Annotated in this window: 18 protein-coding genes and 1 pseudogene; 7 read left to right on the top strand and 12 right to left on the bottom strand. The window is 68.8% G+C overall.

Features of this window, described 5'->3' with window-relative positions; genetic code table 11:
• Nucleotide 1 precedes the first annotated feature (1 nt).
• The 4 genes from ASF49_RS10635 to ASF49_RS10620 are packed head-to-tail and all read right to left on the bottom strand — an operon-like array spanning nucleotide 2 to nucleotide 4907.
• The gene (locus ASF49_RS10635; protein WP_056471914.1) at nucleotides 2-1423 is read right to left on the bottom strand and encodes a M20 family metallopeptidase; all 1422 of its coding nucleotides are present in this window, start codon (nucleotides 1421-1423) and stop codon (nucleotides 2-4) included.
• Nucleotides 1424-1461: 38 nt separating this feature from the next.
• Nucleotides 1462-2415 carry an ABC transporter permease gene (locus tag ASF49_RS10630; protein ID WP_156652957.1) on the bottom strand — a complete coding sequence of 318 codons (954 nt, stop codon included), beginning with the start codon at nucleotides 2413-2415 and terminating at the stop codon, nucleotides 1462-1464.
• Nucleotides 2412-3326, bottom strand: a complete 915-nt coding sequence (locus tag ASF49_RS10625) for an ABC transporter permease (RefSeq protein ID WP_056471911.1) — start codon at nucleotides 3324-3326, stop codon at nucleotides 2412-2414. Before ASF49_RS10625 ends, ASF49_RS10630 begins: the two co-directional genes overlap by 4 nt.
• Before the next feature lie 54 nt (nucleotides 3327-3380).
• On the bottom strand, nucleotides 3381-4907 hold the full coding sequence (locus ASF49_RS10620) for an ABC transporter substrate-binding protein (RefSeq protein ID WP_056471907.1): 1527 nt from the start codon (nucleotides 4905-4907) through the stop codon (nucleotides 3381-3383).
• 154 nt (nucleotides 4908-5061) lie between these two features.
• Here ASF49_RS10620 and ASF49_RS10615 point away from each other — a divergent pair, with 154 nt between their 5' ends.
• Nucleotides 5062-5970 (top strand): LysR family transcriptional regulator, encoded by a 909-nt coding sequence (locus ASF49_RS10615; protein ID WP_056472691.1) that lies wholly within the window; start codon nucleotides 5062-5064, stop codon nucleotides 5968-5970.
• Nucleotides 5971-6101: 131 nt separating this feature from the next.
• Here ASF49_RS10615 and ASF49_RS10610 read toward each other — a convergent pair whose 3' ends face one another.
• On the bottom strand, nucleotides 6102-6545 hold the full coding sequence (locus ASF49_RS10610) for a PACE efflux transporter (RefSeq protein WP_056471905.1): 444 nt from the start codon (nucleotides 6543-6545) through the stop codon (nucleotides 6102-6104).
• A gap of 104 nt (nucleotides 6546-6649) precedes the next feature.
• Between ASF49_RS10610 and ASF49_RS10605 the strand changes: the two genes are divergently transcribed.
• Together ASF49_RS10605 and ASF49_RS10600 are read left to right on the top strand one after the other, a co-directional pair.
• Nucleotides 6650-7558: a LysR family transcriptional regulator gene (locus tag ASF49_RS10605; RefSeq protein ID WP_056471901.1), complete on the top strand. Its 909-nt coding sequence runs from the start codon at nucleotides 6650-6652 to the stop codon at nucleotides 7556-7558.
• 255 nt (nucleotides 7559-7813) lie between these two features.
• Complete coding sequence (locus ASF49_RS10600) at nucleotides 7814-7996, top strand: hypothetical protein (RefSeq protein WP_156652956.1); 183 nt, start codon at nucleotides 7814-7816, stop codon at nucleotides 7994-7996.
• Between the two features lie 24 nt (nucleotides 7997-8020).
• Here ASF49_RS10600 and ASF49_RS10595 read toward each other — a convergent pair whose 3' ends face one another.
• Nucleotides 8021-8200 (bottom strand): hypothetical protein, encoded by a 180-nt coding sequence (locus ASF49_RS10595; protein WP_056471896.1) that lies wholly within the window; start codon nucleotides 8198-8200, stop codon nucleotides 8021-8023.
• A gap of 462 nt (nucleotides 8201-8662) precedes the next feature.
• On the opposite strand from ASF49_RS10595, the gene ASF49_RS10585 reads away from it, so the two are divergent.
• Nucleotides 8663-8878, top strand: coding sequence for a hypothetical protein (locus ASF49_RS10585; RefSeq protein ID WP_056471890.1), 216 nt, complete (start codon nucleotides 8663-8665; stop codon nucleotides 8876-8878).
• Nucleotides 8879-8945: 67 nt separating this feature from the next.
• On the opposite strand, the gene ASF49_RS10580 is transcribed toward ASF49_RS10585, so the two are convergent.
• Nucleotides 8946-10094: an aldo/keto reductase gene (locus ASF49_RS10580; protein ID WP_056471887.1), complete on the bottom strand. Its 1149-nt coding sequence runs from the start codon at nucleotides 10092-10094 to the stop codon at nucleotides 8946-8948.
• A gap of 96 nt (nucleotides 10095-10190) precedes the next feature.
• Here ASF49_RS10580 and ASF49_RS10575 point away from each other — a divergent pair, with 96 nt between their 5' ends.
• Both ASF49_RS10575 and ASF49_RS10570 read left to right on the top strand, forming a co-directional pair.
• On the top strand, nucleotides 10191-11093 hold the full coding sequence (locus tag ASF49_RS10575; protein ID WP_056471884.1) for a LysR family transcriptional regulator: 903 nt from the start codon (nucleotides 10191-10193) through the stop codon (nucleotides 11091-11093).
• Between the two features lie 295 nt (nucleotides 11094-11388).
• The gene (locus ASF49_RS10570; protein ID WP_056471881.1) at nucleotides 11389-11865 is read left to right on the top strand and encodes a hypothetical protein; all 477 of its coding nucleotides are present in this window, start codon (nucleotides 11389-11391) and stop codon (nucleotides 11863-11865) included.
• Nucleotides 11866-12088: 223 nt separating this feature from the next.
• On the opposite strand, the gene ASF49_RS10565 is transcribed toward ASF49_RS10570, so the two are convergent.
• Nucleotides 12089-12838, bottom strand: a complete 750-nt coding sequence (locus tag ASF49_RS10565; RefSeq protein WP_162240971.1) for a methyltransferase domain-containing protein — start codon at nucleotides 12836-12838, stop codon at nucleotides 12089-12091.
• 418 nt (nucleotides 12839-13256) lie between these two features.
• Complete coding sequence (locus ASF49_RS10560) at nucleotides 13257-15461, bottom strand: GAF domain-containing protein (protein ID WP_056471874.1); 2205 nt, start codon at nucleotides 15459-15461, stop codon at nucleotides 13257-13259.
• Nucleotides 15462-16394: 933 nt separating this feature from the next.
• On the opposite strand from ASF49_RS10560, the gene ASF49_RS10555 reads away from it, so the two are divergent.
• On the top strand, nucleotides 16395-16613 hold the full coding sequence (locus tag ASF49_RS10555) for a DUF6894 family protein (RefSeq protein ID WP_156652955.1): 219 nt from the start codon (nucleotides 16395-16397) through the stop codon (nucleotides 16611-16613).
• A 363-nt stretch (nucleotides 16614-16976) separates the two neighbouring features.
• On the opposite strand, the gene ASF49_RS10550 is transcribed toward ASF49_RS10555, so the two are convergent.
• From ASF49_RS10550 to ASF49_RS23050, 3 genes and pseudogenes are all read right to left on the bottom strand, one after another.
• Nucleotides 16977-17414 (bottom strand): hypothetical protein, encoded by a 438-nt coding sequence (locus ASF49_RS10550; protein WP_056471868.1) that lies wholly within the window; start codon nucleotides 17412-17414, stop codon nucleotides 16977-16979.
• A gap of 159 nt (nucleotides 17415-17573) precedes the next feature.
• Nucleotides 17574-17810 (bottom strand): YARHG domain-containing protein, encoded by a 237-nt coding sequence (locus ASF49_RS10545; RefSeq protein ID WP_056472686.1) that lies wholly within the window; start codon nucleotides 17808-17810, stop codon nucleotides 17574-17576.
• 36 nt (nucleotides 17811-17846) lie between these two features.
• Nucleotides 17847-18122: pseudogene (locus ASF49_RS23050) on the bottom strand (SH3 domain-containing protein); the annotation flags it as partial.
• Nucleotides 18123-18337: the final 215 nt, after the last annotated feature.

The following is an 18337-nucleotide window of genomic DNA, read 5'->3' as shown; positions in this document are numbered from 1 at the left end:
CTCAGGCTCCCTTGAGGGCTTCGCGCCGGGCGAGCACCGCCGGCCCGGTCTCGGCCAGATCCCAGTACAGGCCCGCCATCAGCATCAGGGCCTCGCGCGAGGGCGGTCCGAGCAGGTGCTCGTCCGGGCCGTGCTGGAGGCAGGCCGGGTAGGAATGGGGCACCCACAGGGTGGGCAGGCCGAGGATTTCCGAGAAGGCGTCGTTGGGCAGGGAGCCGCCGAGGTTCGGCAGCAGCGCCGGCCGCTTGCCCGTGCTCTCGGCGATCGAGGCCAGCGCCCAGTCGACCCAGGGGTCCTCGACGGGGAGCCGGGTGGCGCGGAACACCTCCGTGCGGGCGGCGCGGACCTCGACCATCGGAAAGCCGTGCGCATCGAGGTGGGTGCGCAGCGCCGGCAGGATCGCCTCCCAGTCGGTGCCGACGACGAAGCGCAGCTGCAGGGTCGCCTTGGCGGTGGGCGGCACGGCGTTGAGGGGGCCATCCGGGTCGCCGGTCTTGAAGGCCAGCACCTCCAGGGTGTTCCAGGCGAAGACGCGCTCGGCGGCGCTGAGGCCGGGCTCGCCCCAATCCGCGTCGATCGTCGGCGCGGTCGGGTCGGTGCCGACGGTGATGTCGGCCAGCGCCGCGCGGACGCTGTCGGAGATCGCGGGCGGGCGCAGGGCGTCGAGGAGGATCCGGCCCCGGCCATCGACGAGGGTGGCGATGGCGTTGGCCAGCACCGTGCCCGGATTGCGCAGCAGGCCGCCCCAATTGCCGGAATGGTGGGCGCCCGCGCGCAGATCCAGCAGCATCTCGAAGGTGTAGCCGCCGCGCGAACCGAGGAAGACGGTCGGGCGCTCGGCGCTGACCCGCGGTCCGTCCGAGGCGATGAGCACGTCGGCCTTCAGGGCCTCGGCCTCGGCGCGGCAGAGCTCGCGCAGGCCGGGCGAGCCGGCCTCCTCGCCCATCTCGATCAGCAGCTTGGTGTTGAAGCCGAGGCGTCCGTCCCGCGCCGCCATCACCGCCGCCAGCGCGCCGAGGTTGAGGATGTGCTGGCCCTTATTGTCGGCGGTGCCGCGCCCGTACCAGCGCTCGCCCTCGATGGTGACGGTCCAGGGGTCGAGGCCGTCGCGCCATTGCTCGGGGTAGCCCCGCACGGTGTCGCCGTGGCCGTAGATCAACACGGTGGGAAGCGCATCGCCCTCGTGGCGCTCGGCGATGAGGAAGGGGCCGTGGGTGCCGTCCGGATTGTCGAGGATGCGGCTGGCGAAGCCGAGGGGCGCGATCAGCGGAACGAGGAAGTCGTCGAGGTAGGCGCGCAGCTTCGGCAATTGGCCGGAGGTCTGGCTCTCGGTGGGACGGGCGACGGCATCCTGAAGGACCTCGAGGAAAGCGCCCTCGTCGTAGTGGCGCGCGGCGCGCGCGATCGCATCGTGTCGGGACATGGACTCACTCGGTCTCGGTGACGGGTCGGTACAGGGGCTCAGCGCCGCCCCTCGGGGGCGGTGACGTCGCGGATGCCGTCGCCCAGCAGGTTGATCGCCAGGACGAGGACCAGGAGCGCGACGCCCGGGATGGTGATGACCCAGGGCTGGAAGAACATGTACGGCTTGCCCTCCGCGATCATCAGGCCCCAGGACGGCAGGGGCGGCTGGACGCCGAGGCCGAGGAAGGACAGGGCGGCCTCGAGCAGGATGGCGTGCGCCATCTCCAGGGTCGCCACCACGATCAGCGCGTTGAGGATGTTCGGCAGCACCTCCTGGAACAGGATGCGGGCCGGGGAGAACCCCGTGGCGCGCGCCGCCGCGATGAAGTCCTGGTCGCGGATCTGCCGGGTCGCCGCGCGGGTGACCACGGCGAAACGGTCCCAGAGCAGGAAGCCGAGCACCAGCACCACCACCTTCAGCGAGCCGCCGACCAGGGAGGCCATGGCGAGCGCCACCAGCACCACCGGCATGGCGAGCCGCGTGGTCACGACGTAGCTCACCACCGCGTCGACCTTGCCGCCGAAATAGCCGGCGCAGAGGCCGAGCGTCGTTCCGATCACCCCCGAGATGGCGGCGGCCGCGATCCCGATGAGGAGCGAGATCTGGCTGCCGTAGATCAGGCGGCTGAGGTAGTCGCGCCCGAGCTTGTCGGTGCCGAGCACGTGGTCCCAGGTGCCCTTCTGTTGCCAGATCGGCGGGATCAGGCGGCGGGAGACGTCCTGGGCGTAGGGATCGTGGGGCGCGATCAGCGGCGCGGCGAGGGCGCAGAGCAGGATGATCCCGAGGATGCCGGCGCCGATCAGGAAGCCGCCGTGATGCAGCCCGCGCCGGAGCGCCAGGACGGTGGGCGAGCGGGCGGTGGAGGGCGGCGCCGGGCCGTCGACCGGAAGGGTCGCTGGCGTCTCGGGCAGACCGGCTGCGAGGGGGGAGGCGGAGGGCTGGAGGGTCATTGGCGCAGCCGGGGGTCGAGGAGGGCGTTGAGGAGGTCGGCGGCCAGCGTCAGGGCGATGTAGATCATCGCCAGGACCAGCACGATCGCCTGCACCACGGGGAAGTCGTTGCGGGCGATGGATTCCCAGGCGAGCTGGCCGAGCCCCTGGAGCGAGAACACCGCCTCGATGACGATGGAGCCGCCGAGCATGAAGCCGAACTGGACGGCGGCGAGCGCGATCACCGGGATCACGGCGTTGCGCAGCGCGTGCCGGATCAGGATCTTGCGCGGGGGCAGGCCCTTGGCGCGGGCGGTGCGGACGTAGTCGGAGGCCAGCACTTCGAGCATGCCGTTGCGGGTGAGACGCATCACCGCCGGCATGGCGTAGTAGCCCAGCGCGACGGCCGGCAGCACGAAGTGCTTCCAGGTCGTGTTGCCGGAGACCGGCAGCCAGCGCAGGTTCACCGAGAAGATCATGATCAGGGTCAGGCCGAACCAGAAGCTCGGCATCGCCTGCCCCAGCACCGAGACCGAAAGGGCGGCCCGGTCGATCCAGGTGTCGCGCTTGACCGCGGCGAGCACCCCGAGGGGGATCGCCACGAACAGCGCGACGGCGAGCGCCACCACGCCGAGGAACAGGGTGATCGGCAGGCGGGCGGCCAGGAGGTCGATCACGCTCTCGCGGAAGTAGAACGAGTTGCCGAAATCGAGCCGGATCGCCTTGGCTCCCCAGGCGACGAACTGCGCCAGGAGCGGCTGGTCGAGCCCGTACTGGACCCGGATCGCCTCCACCTGCACGGAGGTCGCCTCCGGCCCGGCGATGGCGGTGGCGAGGTCGCCGGAGAGGTGCAGCAGCATGAAACTCGCCACCGACACCGTCACGGCGACCGCGACGGCCACCAGGCTTCGTTGGATCATGAACCTCAGCATGGTCCGGCTTCCTCGCTCGATGTGGGCGGTTGATCCGGCCTCAGGGACCGACCGTCACTTCCACTGGGCCGCGTAGAAGCGCGGCAGCTCGTCGGGCTGCGCCGTGAAGGCGAGGTCCGAGGTGAAGGCGTAGTTCGTGGAGTAGGAGAACATCGGCAGGGCATAGGCCTGGCCGGCGATGCGCTTGAGGGCTTCGGCGTACTTGACCTTGCGCACGGCCGGGTCGGTGGCGCCGTCCCCGGCCTGCAGCGCCGCGATGGTCTCCGGGTCCTTGGTCAGGTCCTCGTCGCCACCGCGGAAGTAGACGCCCGTGAAGGCCGAGACGTCGAGCACCGAGAACGAGCCCCAGGTCTGGAAGGCGATCGAGACCTTGCCGCCGCGGATCAGGTCGCGCAGGGCCGCGTAGCGCAGGTAGTTCAGGCGCACCTTGATGCCGACCGCGCGCAGGTAGCCGATCACCGCCTCCGCGTAGTCGCGCTCGCGGTAGGCACCCAGATCGATCTCGAAGCCGTCCGGATAGCCCGCCTCCTTCAGGAGCGCCTTGGCCTTGGCCGGGTCGTAGGCAAAGCGCGGCACACCCTCGTCGGTGCAGCCGAACTGGTCGATGAAGCAGGCCGCGTTCATCACCCGGCTGCCGCCGCGCACGAGGTTGTCCACCATGGCCTTGCGATCGATGGCGTAGGAGATCGCCTGGCGGACGCGTACGTCCTTGAGCGGCGAATTGGCGGTGGCGCGTCCCAGGGTGTCGAACTGCAGGAAGCCGACCCGCATGGTCTCGGCGCTGAGCACGGTGACGTTCGGGGCGGCCTTCAACTGGTCGGCCTGGTCGCTCGGCACGCGCCAGATCCAGTCGATGCCGCCGGTGACGAGTTCGGCCATGCGGCTGTCGGCGTCGGGGATGACGCGGAACTCGAGCTTGCCGATCTTTGGGGAACCGATCGGGCTGCCGGGCCAGTACTTGGCGAAGCGCTCCATCTTCACGCCGCGTCCGTTCTCCACCGCGGTGATGCGGTAGGGTCCGGTGCCGACGGGCGCCTTGGCGAAGCCGTCGAGGCCCACCGTCTTGAAATAGGCGGCCGGGAAGATCGGGGTCGGGCCGGCAAGGTATTCGAGGGCCGCCGGGAAGGCGGTCTTCAGGTGGATGCGAACCGTGCGGGCATCGACGACCTCGGTCGACTTCATCCAGTCGACGTTCTGCTTCGTCACCGTGCGGGCTTCCGGCGTCAGCACGTAGTTGAAGGTGAAGGCCACGTCGTCGGCACCGAACGCGTCGCCGTTGTGGAAGCTCACGCCCTCGCGAAGGGTGAGTTCGAGGGTGACGGGGTCGACCCATTTCCAGGCGGTGGCCAGCATCGGCTGGTAGGTGCCGGTCTTCGGGTCGCGGTAGATCAGGGTGTCCCAGACGTTGCGGGCCAGGATGACGCCCTCGCGGGCGCTGTTGTGATACGGGCTGACGTTCTCCGGCTCGGTGTCGGAGGCGTAGACCAGGGTGTCGTTGGCCTTTCCGGCCAGCGCCGGGACGCTGGTCGCCAGCATCAGCAGGGTGAGCGCGGCGCATGCCGCGGAGCTGTGTCTCGCCATGATCCCGGATCCTCTCGCCGCTGAGCCAGCCGGCAAAGCGTCCCACGCCTCGCTGTGCCGCTTTTTTCACCCTGCCATGGTGTTGTGCATTCCACATCGCAACAAGTAGAATTTCGCGATTGCTGCCGTGCCGATCCGGCAACGGAGAATGGATGTGCAGATCGCGAGCCTGCGTTACTTCCTGGCGGTCGCCCGTACCGGCTCGATCGCGGCGGCCTCCACGCAGTTGAACGTCGCCGCCTCGGCGATCAGCCGGCAGATCGCCAATCTCGAGGCCGAGCTCGACTGCGTCCTGTTCGAACGGCGCCCGCGCGGGATGGTGCCGAGCCCGGCGGGCGAACTGCTGGCCGCGCACGCGCACCAGACGCTGATGCGGGCCGAGCAGGTGGCGGCCGAGATTCAGGAATTGCAGGGCCTCGCCCGGGGGTTCATCCGCGTCGCCACCTCGGAGGGCTTCGCCCTCGACCTGCTGCCGAACGCCATCGCGGAGTTCCACGCGGCGCATCCCGGCATCCGTTTCGAGGTGCAGATGCTGCCGCCGGCCCAGGTCACGCACGTGGTGGCGGCGGGCGATGCCGATATCGGCATCACCTTCGCCATGGCGCCGTCGAGCCTCGTGGCGGTGGCCTACGACAACCTGGTGGAGATGGTCGCGCTCAGCGCTCCCGACCATCCCCTGGCGCGCCAGCCCTCGATCCAGCTCGCGGACCTGACGGCCTATCCGATCGCGGTGCCGACCCGCGACACCACGGCCCGCAGGGTCTTCGACGCGGCCTGCCTGGCGGAGGGGATCATCATCGAGCCGACGCTCACGGCCAACATCCTCTCGGCCCTGCTGCCCTTCGTCCGCCGCACCCGGGGATTGGCGCTGATGTCCGCCCTGTCCGTGCAGACGCCGGTGCGTCTCGGCGAACTCGTGTGCATCCCGGTGCGCTCCCGGGCCAGCCTGATGCGGGGCATCCAGGTCCAGGTCATGCGCGACCGCAAGCTGCCGCACGCCGTGCAGGCGTTCCTGCGCCAACTCATCGCGGCGCTGCCGGCCCCGGAGCCCGGCGGCGCGTGAGCCATCCGGCGCCAGCGGACTCGACCCGGAGCCCGGCACCTGAGGCGCGTCGCCGGGCGCCGACGGTTCCGGCGGAGGCTTGCGGGCTCTCTCTTCACGTTAACCAAGCGGCAGCCTCGGCCATCCCCCGCTCAGCGGCACGGCTCCGCCGCGACCGTGCCCCAGCCCGGCAGCGGGAAGGCCCGGTCGTAGGCCAGGTTGAAGACGAAGGCGTAGGCCACGTAGAAGGCCGCGATCGCGAGATCCATGAAGAAGGCCTCGACGAGGCCGATGCCGAGGTACCAGGCGATCGGCGGCAGCAGGATCACGAGCAGGCCGGCCTCGAACAGCACCGCATGCGCCGCCCGCAGCGGGAGGCTCTTGCGCGTATGGCCGGTCAGCCGCTGCATCGCACGGTCGAAGCCGAGATTGTAGACGTAGTTCCACGCCATCGCGATCAGGGCGCTGCCGACGCCGATGACGCCCATGGCGATGGCGTGCAGGCCGAACAGCACCGTCCCGAGCGGAATGATGAGCGCGAGCCCGAACATCTCGAACAGGATGGCGTGGCGGATACGGTCGCGCGTGCTTCGCATGGTCGGTCTCGGTGTGGTCGGATCGCGGAAAATCGCGTTGGTCCGCCGCCTTCTATCTGCGATACGAGGACCAGCAAGTTGGAACGTATCTCGAAAACAGATAGATGCCCGTCTCGCTCGATCAACTCGAGGCCTTCGTCGCAGCCGCCGAGGCCGGGTCCTTCTCCGGCGCCGCCCGCCTGCTGCGCAAGGCGCAGTCGGCGGTCAGCACGCAGGTGTCGAACCTCGAGGCGGATCTCGGGGTGGCCCTGTTCAGCCGGGCGGGCCGGAATCCCGTGCTCACCCCGGCGGGGGCCCGGCTGCTGCCGGAGGCGCGGGTGGTGCTCGATCGGCGGGAGCACCTCGTCGGCGTGGCGCGCAGCCTGGAGCAGCGGGTGGAGAACCGGCTGGTGGTCGCCATCGACGAACTCTATCCCGAGCACGCCCTCGGCGCCCTGTTCGCCGACTTCGCCCGGCGCTTCCCCTTCGTCGAGCTGGAACTGCTGTTCCCGCTGATGGAGGATGTGAGCCGCATGGTGCAGTCCGGAGCGGCCGACCTCGGGGTGATGTGGCGGCAGGAGGTGCTGCCCACGGAACTCGGCTTCCAGACCATCGGCTGGGTGCCCCTCAAGCTCGTGTGCGGGCGCGACCATCCGCTGGCCAAGGCGCGGGTGGAATGGGAGGAGCTGAAGCGCCACCGCCAGATCCTGGTCGCCGCGCGCAGCGACGGGCCGGAGAAGAGCCGCCTGCGGGTGGCCGCCGAGGTGTGGTGGGTGGAGAGCCACTGGGTGATCCTCGAGATGGTGAAGCATGGGATCGGCTGGGCCTTCGTCACCGACCACGTCATCGCCGCGTCCCAGACCGCGCCGCACCTCGTGACGCCGGACCTCCAGTTTGACCAGGGCGACTGGCCCATCGCCCTGGAGCTGGTCTGGCACAAGCAGCGGCCCTGCGGCCCCGCCTCGGCCTGGCTGCGCGAGCGCTTCGCGGCCGAGCGGATCGGGACCCTGGCGGGGAGTGGTCCGGCGGGCTGAGAGGCCGGCGCCGCGAGCCGGCGGCGCGCCTCCCGCGATCGTCCGTCCCGAAGCGGACGGGTCCGACCTGACCCTCCCGGCCCCCGGGCAAACCACCGGCTCCACGGTCCGGGACGGGCGTGGTCGGGGGCAGCGGTCCGGTCCGAGTCGTCGATGCGGCCCCGAACTGCGCGTCACGGGCGGCCTGCGACGACCGAGCGGGGCCGGCGAACCATCCGCCCCATGGGCCATTTTCCAAGGACAGGAGGTATGTCCATGACCGTCGTCGCTTCGAACGAGATCTGGCTCGAGGGCAGTACCGCGCGGACGGAGGGGCAGCCCGTCTCCGCCAACCCCTACCCGGCAGGATCGCAGGAAAGCGCGGATTGGCTGGCGGGTTACACGACCCTCGAGGCCGAGCAGCTCGTCGCCAGTCCGGATGCCGGCGAGACCCTGTAGATCAGCGGCCGGAGAGCCGGCGCCTCACCGGTTCGGGATCGCCCGCACCGATCCGGTCGAGACCGGTTCCGCCAGGGCCGCGGCGAAGGGGTTCAGGCCCTTCCGGTCGGCGATATCGGCCGAGTACAGGGACAGCGCAGCCAGAAGACCGATCGCCAGCGTGGCTTTCAGAACCGTCGCGAGTCGGCCGAGGGCGGATTGCATGGTTCATCCTTGAGACGGCGGTCCGGGTTCATCGGCCAAGTTCGTGGCGCCTTGATGGCCGATGACGGGATGGACCGCGCCGCGGGATCGCCCTGCGACTCCTTGCTTCGCACCCGGGAGGAACGTCGATCGCCGTGGGGCATTGCCTGCTCGCATCCCGACAGCCGTGGCATACCAGTAGGGTCTCCCGCATGCGCAACGCCATCACGCCCGCCCCGCGTCCCCCGGTGACCGCATCCGCGGCGGCGCGCCACGTATCCGGCGCCGCCGACCGCGACGGATGCCCGGACCGGGGCCGGGACGAGCGCCGCTTCGCGGTCGCCGAAGATCGGTCCGGACGGCCGATCCGGGGCGTTTCCCCGGTATCCGACTTCGAAGGCTTCGGCTCGTTCGCCTGATCGCGGCCGGCGGTGACCCGACCGCCTCCGCGACCCTGCCTTTCCCGCTCACCAGGACCTGCCGATGACCACGCTGACCCACCTCGACGCCAATCCGCGCCAGAATGCGGCCGACATTCCCGCTGCCGACCGGGCGGGCGCGGCGAGCCCCTCCATGAACCGCGAGCACCGCCTCGGGCTGACGGTGGACCAGGTGGACCAGGTCAGCAGCGTGACCCTGCTCGGCATGGCGGTTGCCGGCTCGATGGTGATGCTCGCGACCCATTGGCTGGTGGGCTGAGGCCGCACGGGGATCCGCCGGGACTCGCCGGCCCCCCTACGGACCGTGCTCTCGACGGTGCGGCGGGCTAGCGATCCTCGCGAGGGCCGTCGTGAGGCGAGGCGTCCATCGAACCCCGCACCTCGCTGCCGCCGAAGACCACCTGCCGGCGTAGCGGCGGTCGCGAGAGGCCGTAGATCAGGCGCGGTTCGGCAGGCGCACTCGCCGCGTCCAGGGCCGCGCGGTGCTCGGGCGACAGCGCGAGACCGAGGGCGGCCAGGTTGTCGTCCACCTGTGCGGGCCGGCTGACGCCCATCAGGGTCGAGGCCACACCGGGACGGCCCACGACCCATGCCAGGGCGACGCGCGCCACCGGTTGCCCGACCGCATCCGCCACCCGCCGCACCGCCTCCACGATGTCCCAGTTGCGCGGCGTGAACAGGCTGTCACCGAACGGATTGGCGCCGTCGAGGCGTCGGTCCGCGGCCGGCCGCTCGGCGCCCGCCTCCGCGGCCTCCCGCGGCAGACCGGCCCCGCGCGCAGGCGACGCCTCCACGGCCGCGCGCGCGTACTTCCCGGTGAGCAGCCCGGAGGCGAGCGGCGACCAGGGCACCAGGCCCAGGCCGAACTCGGCCGCGAGCGGGACGTGCTCGTCCTCCACCTCCCGGTTCACGAGGGAGTAGAAGTACTGCAGCCCGATCGGGCCGGGCAGCCCGCGCACGCAAGCCAGCGTCGCGAGCTGGGCCGCGTACCAGGCCGGCATGTTCGACAGGCCCCAGTAGCGGGTCTTCCCGGCCCGGACGAGGGCCGCCATCGTGTCGAGCAGTTCCTCCGCCGGCGTCACCCCGTCCCAGACGTGCAGCCAGTACAGGTCGATGCAATCCGTCCCGAGGCGGCGCAGCGAGCCCGCGATCGCCGCGTGGACGTGCTTGGCCCCGCACCCGCCCGCATGCGGACCGTTGCCCGTGGCGAAGCCCGCCTTGGTGGCGAGCACGATCCGGTCGCGCAGGCCGCGCTCGGCGACGAAGCGGCCAACCATGGTCTCGCTGGCTCCGTTGGCATAGACGTCGGCCGTGTCGACGAAGTTGCCGCCGCGCTCGACATAGGCATCGAACACGGCGCGGCTGCCGGCCTCGTCGAGCCCCCAGCGCGCCGTGCCGAAGGTCATGGTGCCCAGTGCGAGCGGGCTCACCGCGAGCCCCGAGCGGCCCAGCGTGCGGTACTGCGTCAGATCCATTGTTGCGCCCCGTCGATGACTGGACCAAGGATGGGGCGCTGTCGCCGGAACGAATAGCCGGGCCGAACCGCAAGGGCCTGTGAGCGGAATGCAGCAATGCGGCGCGGCGACCTCGACGATCTCTCCGCCTTCGCGGCGGTGGCACGGACCCGCAGCTTCACGCGGGCGGCGGCCGATCTCGGCCTGTCGCCCTCCGCCCTCAGCCACGCGATGCGCGGGCTGGAGACGCGCCTCGGCGTGCGCCTCCTCGCACGCACGACGCGCAGCGTCGCCCCGACGCCGGCCGGCGAGCGCCTGCTGCGCTCCCTCGATCCCGCGCTCGCGGAGGTCGCGCGCGGGCTCGCCTCCCTCGCGGAGTGGCGGGGCGCCCCCTCGGGGACCCTCCGCTTGACGACGTTCTCCTACGCGGCCCGCGCCATCCTCGAGCCGTCCCTACCCCGGTTTCTCCTCGACCATCCTGCGGTCTCGGTCGAGGTCGTCGTCGACGACCGCCTGACCGACATCGTCACGGCGGGCTTCGACGCCGGGATCCGCTTCGGCGAGACGGTGGAGCGCGACATGGTGGCGGTGCGCGTCGGCCCCGACCTGCGCACCGTCGTGGTGGGAACGCCGGCCTACTTCGCGCGACATCCCGAGCCGAAGGCGCCGGGCGACCTGGAGAGCCACAATTGCGTCAACTACCGCCTGGTCGGCGGGGGCGGCCTCCTCCCCTGGGAGTTCGCCCGCGAGGGGCGCGAGGTTCGGCTGCGTGCCGCCGGGCAACTGGTGGTGACCGATGGCGGCCTCATCGCCGCCGCGGTGAGGGCTGGGGCGGGGCTCGGCTACATGCTGGAGAGCGAGGTCGCGGCCGACCTCGCCGCCGGTCGGCTGGTGCAGGTGCTGGAGGATTGGTGCCCGCCCTTCCCGGGTTGCCACCTCTACTACCCCGGTCGACAGGTGACGCCGGCGCTGCGCGCGCTGATCGACGCCCTTCGTTGGACGGAGGGCCGCTCGACCTAGCCTCGGGGTCGCGGGCTGACGGAAGCTCAGCCTATCGGGACCGTGGGGCTGTCGTTCGGTTCATGCATCGCGGATCTCGCAGGACGAGGAAGCCATCCGATCCGCGGCGAAGAAGACGCCGTTCCGTTCGCTCAAGTGCAGCGGGCGATCGTGAACGGGCGAGTCGTTCGCCGAGTCTTTCTCTCCTCAAGAGATCGTCCGTCTTCGGAAATCCGAACCAATATTCATCGGCTTTTCCGCCAATCGGCTCGAACCGATGTCTTCCTGCCGAGTTGATCGCGAAAAGGAGTTGCTCATGCGCTTCCGGATCGCTCTTCTGGCCGTCATCGGTTTTGGTGCACCTGCATTTGCGCAATCCTCAGCGCCCGCGCCGGGCGGCGGGGGCAAGATCGACGCCGAACTGGGCGAACTTCGCGCTGCGCCCGTGCCGAGCCAGGCGAAAGACCTGGACACCTTGCAACTGGCATCGGCCCAGCGCGAACGGGCCGCCTCGATCGAGGAGAAGACGAACGGCCTGTGGCAGTCCTGGACCGTGTCGATCTGCGAGGGATGCGGAGCCACGCCATCCTACAGGAAGACGATCGACGACGACTTCGCCAATCGGAAGAGGCTCGCGGATCTCAAGTCCAAGACTGCGCCGTCCAAGACTGCGCCGGCGAAGAGCGCGCGGCAGGCGCCCGAGCCGCCAACCGCTCAGGCGCCGGGACGCAGCCTCTACGCCGATCTCTCGACGGAAAACATCAGCCAGATCCGGCGCATGCCGGGTCGGTGACGCTCCGGCCCGGTGGAATGGCCAAGGGGGACGGCCAAGGGGGACGGCCATGTGAGGCGGGCCTGTGGGGCGGCATCGCAGGTCGTCCGCCCCCTGCGATCCGCGACAGGCCTCCGTTCGATGCCCCGTCCGACCCTGCCGCGGCCTTCGACCTGCCCGACCGGTGACGGGTCGGAGCCGCGCTCGGACCGGGCCTTCCGGCCTCCGTCCTCGGGGACAGGACCTATATTCGTCTCAGGAGAACGTCCTTCATCTTCGTCGTGAGACGGGAGGGCAGCTTGCGCAGGAGAGGCTTGAAAGCGATCTGGCTGTAGGACGCGATGTCTTCGTATTTTTCGGGATGCACCAGGTTCAGGGGGTAGGTGTTCAAGGAATTTTCCCTGATATAGTTCTCGACCGTTTCTATGTGGTCCGATCTTTTTGTGTTGACGTAGAGCAATGCATTTTGCTTGTACCAGTAATGGACGTCGTTCCTGTGCCAGATCTGAGGTCTGACGACGTCGAAATACCGATACCCGCGCTCCGCGAATTTGTCGGCCCACCAGGATTGCCACATCTCGTTGATATGACGGAAGCCGCCTTGATAGGGGATGGCCGCGCCAAACAGCAATAAATCGCTGTGTTGCGTAAGATTGTCGACCATGATGTCCGACGATTCGTTCTTGATATGCTCCGCAACTTCGAGGCTGATCGCGAGATCGAACCGCCGGCCCATTTCAAACCTGTTTTCCAGGTTGCCGATCTTTATGTCCTCTTTCGGAATCTGTAGATCTTCCATTTTCGTCCAAGGGCCGTCGATGCCCTTGCAGACACTGAAGCCCAGGGTTCTGCTCGTCTTCAGCCAAATGCCGTCCCCACACCCGATGTCCAGAATGCTGTCGACGTCGAAGATGTCTCGAATGATCGATAGCGTGAGTTTCGCGGATCGTTCTGTCTTCTCACGGTGCATTCGATGCCAATCAAAATCGTACATTGATTGCATGCTCCTGCGGAGGCTGCCCAGCGCGCGAGACCGCATGGTAATGTCGTTTCGAAGCAGATCAACTGTCGCTCATCCGCTTTCTGCTTCGCCCGATCAGATCTTGGCGTGACACTTCACTGGGGATCTGGCTCCCGGAGACGGCCGCGAAACGTCCCGGGCCTGGGGCAAACGGGCCGGGATCCGTAGACGCCGCCGCGCGAGGGGACCGGTCGATCGCGTGTGGATACGTCGGTGCAATCCGGCGCGGCGCCGAGCGGCGATGCGGAGCACGACCTGCCCGCCGGTGTTCGGGCCGACCTGGAACGCCGTGGCTCACCGGTCCGGCCGCACGATCGTCCGGCGAGGCCGGTGCGGCAGCCACCACGGACGGTGACGCCGCCATGCCCCGATCCCGGGACGTCGCCGCCGCTCAGGTTCGCTCGGTCGGACTCCGCCGCCTGCCGTGAACGGCACGGCGCAGGACGCGTGAGACCTGATCCGCGGAGTAGGGCTTACTCAGGACCTCGAAGCCGTGGGTCCCATCGCGGGCCAGGACGTGGCTATAGCCCGAGGCCAGGACCACGGGCAGGTCGGGCAGGGTGCTCCGCAGAAGCGTGGCCAGCTTGATGCCGCCCATCCCCGGCATCACGACGTCCGAGAAGACGACATCGAAGTCGCCGCCGTGAGGTCCGAGCTTGTCCAGGGCCTCCTCGGCACTGGTCGCCCAGGTCGTCTCGTAGCCGAGGTCATGCAGGATCTGCGTCGCGAAGCGTCCGACCTCGATGTTGTCCTCGACCACCAGGACCCGGTGGCCGGCGCCGCCCGGCTCGACGGGGGCGGGTTCGATGTCCTGCGCCTCGGACGATCCCATCTCGGCGACCTGCGGCAGATAGAGGGTGAAGGTCGTCCCGCGGGACAATGTGCTCTCGAAGGTGACGTCCCCGCCGGACTGCTTGGCGAAACCGAAGACCTGGGACAGGCCGAGGCCCGTCCCCTTGCCGACGTCCTTGGTCGTGAAGAACGGCTCGAACACCCGCGCCTGCACGTCCGGAGCAATGCCGCAGCCGGTGTCCCGCAGCGAGATCGCCGCGAACGGACCGGGGGAGCCCGCATGGCCCCGTATGGCGGGCAGGGACGCGCCGCACGCGAGCCGCAGCGTCAGGGTTCCCTCGCCGTCCATCGCGTCCCGCGCATTCACGGCCATGTTCACCAGGGCGGTCTCGAACTGGCTGACATCCACCTCGATGAAGCAGGGCCGCTCCGGCAGTTCGGTCACGACCTTGATGCGGGCGCCCGTGATCGTATCCAGCAGATCGGCCAGGGCCTGCAGCCGCGCGCCGACGTCGATGGTCACGGGTTGAAGGGTCTGGCGACGGGCGAACGCGAGAAGCTGGCCGGTCAGCCGGGAGGCGCGCTCGACGGTGTCGGAGACCGCGTTCAGGTAGCGGCTTCGACGCGCCTCGGGCAGGTCGGGGCGCAGCAGGAAATCCACGGACGAGCGGATGATGGTCAGCAGATTGTTGAAGTCATGCGCCACGCCTCCGGTGAGCTGTCCGACGGCTTCGAGCTTCTGCGACTGCCTCAGCACCTCCTCCGTCTCGAGGAGCCGCGAGCTCCGTTCCTCGACCCGCTGCTCGAGCGTCGCATTCAAGGCTTCGAGGTCGCCGACCGCCTCGCGAAGCGCCGCCACCGCCCGGACGCGCTCGATATGCGCCCAGGAGCGCTCGGTCACCTCGCCGATGAGGGCCAGCTCGTGATCCGTCCACCTGCGGGGCACGCGATCATGGATGGCCATCAGCGCGGTCAGCCGGCCGTCCTTGACGAGGGGCATGCAGATCGTGGCCGCGATGCCGATGGCCTGGAACGTGGCTGCCTCCTCGGGCGCCAGCTCCGCCAGGTTGTCGTTGATGACGAGCGGCCTGCCGGCGCCGAGATCCTCGACGGCCCGCCGGCCGAAATCCGCGAGGCTGTAATGCCCCACGATGCTCGGGGATCCTTCGGCCGCCCAATCCCCCCGGATGGTGAAGCCGTCCTCGTCCGGGTCCATGTCCGCGTAGGCGCAATTGGACAGTCCGAGATGCTCGGCCACCATGCGGGTGGTCGTCGCGAGAATGTCGTCGGCATCGGTGCTGTTGGCCGCTTCTCGTCCGAGACGGTCGAGGAACCTCAGGCGCGCCTCGTTCTCCCGGAGGGCCGCCTCGGCCAGGACGCGCCCGGTCGTCTCGGTGCAGGCGCAAAACATGCCCGCGACCCTGTCCTGCTCGTCGCGCACCGGGGAATAGGAGAAGGTGAACCAGGTCGGCTCGTCGTAGCCGTGTCGATTCATGGTGAGCGGCATGTTCTCGGACCACGTCGCCTCGCCCGACATCGCCCGCTCGACCAGGGGGATGATGTCGGGCCAGATCTCCGACCAGATGTCCTGGAAGTGCCCTCCGAGTGCGGCCGGATGCTTGTCGCCGAGGATCTCCACGTAGGCATCGTTGTAGAGAAAGCCGAGCTCGGGCCCGAAGGCCACGAACATCGGAAATCGGGATCCCAGCAGAAGGCTCACGGTCGACCGGAGGCAGGGCGGCCAGGTATCGGGGGATCCGAGCGGCGAGCCGGCCCAGTCGTGAATGCGCATGAGCGCGCCCATCCGACCGCCGCCCGCGAGGAAAAGTAGGAATCCGTCGGAGGCGTTCTCAGGCATGGGGCGGCAGCGAGCTCGGATGCCGACGTTCCGCAACGTCGTGGGCGCTGGTCATTCGGTTCACGTTCCGGTTACCGTCCGGCTACCTGAGGGTAGAACATCGAAGGGCGCAAGGTGGCCGAGGCTCCGCGTCCGGCGATCCCGTCCGCGGCATCGCCATGGATCGTTGCGGCGACCGCGGCCGGAGACGGTCGGGCGGAAGAAGACGAGCGCAGGCGGAACGGTGGCAGGTTCGGCAAGCTGCGTGGCGCGGCACCGTCCGTGATCGTGGACGCCTGCCGATCACCGGACGGGATTCGACCTCGTCCAGGCCTTGGCCCGAGCGCCTGCCGGGGCGCGGCAACGGTCTCTCCCGGAGAGCCCGTGGCGCTGCGGCAAGGTTCCGATCCGATACCTGCAACGTCTCGTGCTCTCCATGGTCCCGATGGACCAGGTTCCGGAACGGGCCGAGCAGGGAAGTCTGCAGGATCGCTTCGCTCTATGTCCTGTAGGCTAGGTGTTGGCGAAGCATACCACTATTTTGCATCCATTTGCCTGATTTTTAATCTATCCGGCTCGGATTGTGCGCAATAATCTTTTTGACAATGTTTCGAATGTGCGCGCGGATCACCTCCGCGTGCTGATCTTCGTTCTGAGGTGGTGAGGGTTTTTCGGGATCTGTCACGGCGTGCACGATTATGCCCTCGTCCCTGGTCGGCCAACACAGTTGCATCAATTATCAGTGAATGGGACAATATTCAACGATATCGCCCGCTGCCGAGTTCCTTATTTGATGCGCCCAAGCTGGGCGATCAAGTGATTTTTTAATCCCTGCAGACTTGAAATTACTTAAGTCCCAGAGTTTGACCGTCGCACATGAACCATCCTGGGAGGCTTACGTTGTTACCGCACTTCTTCTTCGATCTCACAGACGGGCAGTCGTTGTTGCGTGACGACTTGGGAATCGAGGTCGAAGACGTGGATACGGCCGTAGAACAGGCCCTCATCGTGATCGACGAAATGCATGCGGATGGCAGCTTGACGGAGGCGGGGGCTGATTGGGATCTGAATATCAGAAATCAAAGTGGCATCATTCTCAAGAAGATCAAGGTTACGTAATCAGAATTGAGGCGTTCCATGTCCTGATGGTCGAATCGTCTCTTGCGATCGACCGGTATTCCGGAGCGGAGCGCGGAATTCCGAGTGTGCTCGGAGACGTCACCCGGACCGTCCCCGGTTCGAGGCGGGCTCTCGAAGACCAGGAAGGATCGGAGAGGCAGGCCGCCCGCTATGCGCGCCAAGGGCCTTTGGTGCATCGGGGCGGCGGTCCCGGCTGGCTCGACGAGGGCAGGGCCTTCACCGTGCGCATCCCGGCCGGCGGCCTGCTGACCGCCTGACCGTCTGCGCAATCCGCGGCTTGCGGCGAGGCCCGCGTCGCGAGCCCACGGAACGCGCCGCCTGTGTCCGAGGTCGTGCCCGGCCCTATTGGGGGGCGAAGAGCGTGATGTTGCTGTTGATCTGGTAGGCGGGCTCGGGGGGCGTGTTGGCCAGGCGCAGCCTCACCGGGCTCTCGCCGAGGATGGCGCCGAAGGCGGGTGTCACAGCCATCGGCAGACATCGAGCGAGCGCGTCGAAGGCGGCGGCCTCGAAGCGCGTCCGGGTCTCCCGATCGCCCGTCAACTGTCGGGCCGTGACGAGCGGGCGGCCGCGCAGGCGACCCGTCTTGTCCAGGCCGAAACGAAGGGCGATCGAGGAGCCCCTCGTCTCCATCGGTACGATCCAGCAGGAGGCCAGTGCCGCCCGGAACGCGGCCCAGTCGTTGACACCGGTGGCGGGCTGCGGCGACTGGGCACGGGACGGCGCGGCGAGTGCCACCGAAGCGCAGAGCGCGAACATCGCGACGACCGGGTGCCGCCCCATGGCGATCTCACCTCTTCGTTTCCCGGAACGGCCAGGCCAGGCCAGGCCAAGCCAGGCCAGGCCGGCCGACCGGCCTCGTCATCCGCGCCGTCGCCGATCCGATCGAGGGGCGACGGCGAGGCGACCGCGTCCTTGGTTCGACGAACGGAAGGCCGGTGCCTATGGGGTGCAGCCCAGGCTCCGCTCCGAGGTGCGGATCCGGGCGACCTGCTCACGCTGGCGCGCCGAGAGAGGCACCTCGGCCTCGTCGTCGTACTGGCAACCGGCATTGCCGAACGCCCGAATGGCCTGCGGGGTGCGAAAGCAGTAGCCGCCCGCTTTGAAGATCGCGTTCCGTTCGGTCCATAGCGCCTCGCACGACGGGGCGGCCGCTCCGCTCGGCGCGCTCGGGCTCATCGCGACGGTACGGCAGCAGCCGACGTGGCGGGCGCTGACCCATCCTGTCTGTCCGGACGGAAGCCGGATGTTGACCCATCCGTCTCGGCGGCCAACCTCGGTGAACAGCGTGTCGGGTCCGAGTCTGGCGATGCGCACGCCTTCGGTACTGCTCGGGAGGCTGCGCAAGGCCAGAAAGTTGTCGCCGTAAGGATCGAGACCGACTGGGTAGCTGAGGGGCTCAGGCTGAACCTGAGCGGCGGTCGGTGCGCAAAGAGCAAGGGCCGCCGCCACAGAGGCAACGCTCGTCCGCGCGAGAACAGAAGGCGTCATTCCAGGTAACCTTTTGCCTTTGGATGCATGGCAGGCCGATTGGGATCGGCGTCATTCTGCACCAAAAGCCCGGCCATGCGCCACTCCGGCCCGCTCGGGCTGACCGCGCGTCCGCGCCGCTGACGGGCGCCTCGGCGTCCGGATGGGCTGGCGCTGCCCCTTCGCAACGGCCACCTCGGCTGAGTTCCGCTCCTCGCTCGGAGGCTCGGACAGGG

The organism is Methylobacterium sp. Leaf104, from assembly GCF_001422885.1.
Taxonomy (GTDB): domain Bacteria; phylum Pseudomonadota; class Alphaproteobacteria; order Rhizobiales; family Beijerinckiaceae; genus Methylobacterium.
The sequence above is the reverse complement of the archived record's forward strand: the minus strand, read 5'-3'. Positions and strand labels throughout refer to the sequence as shown.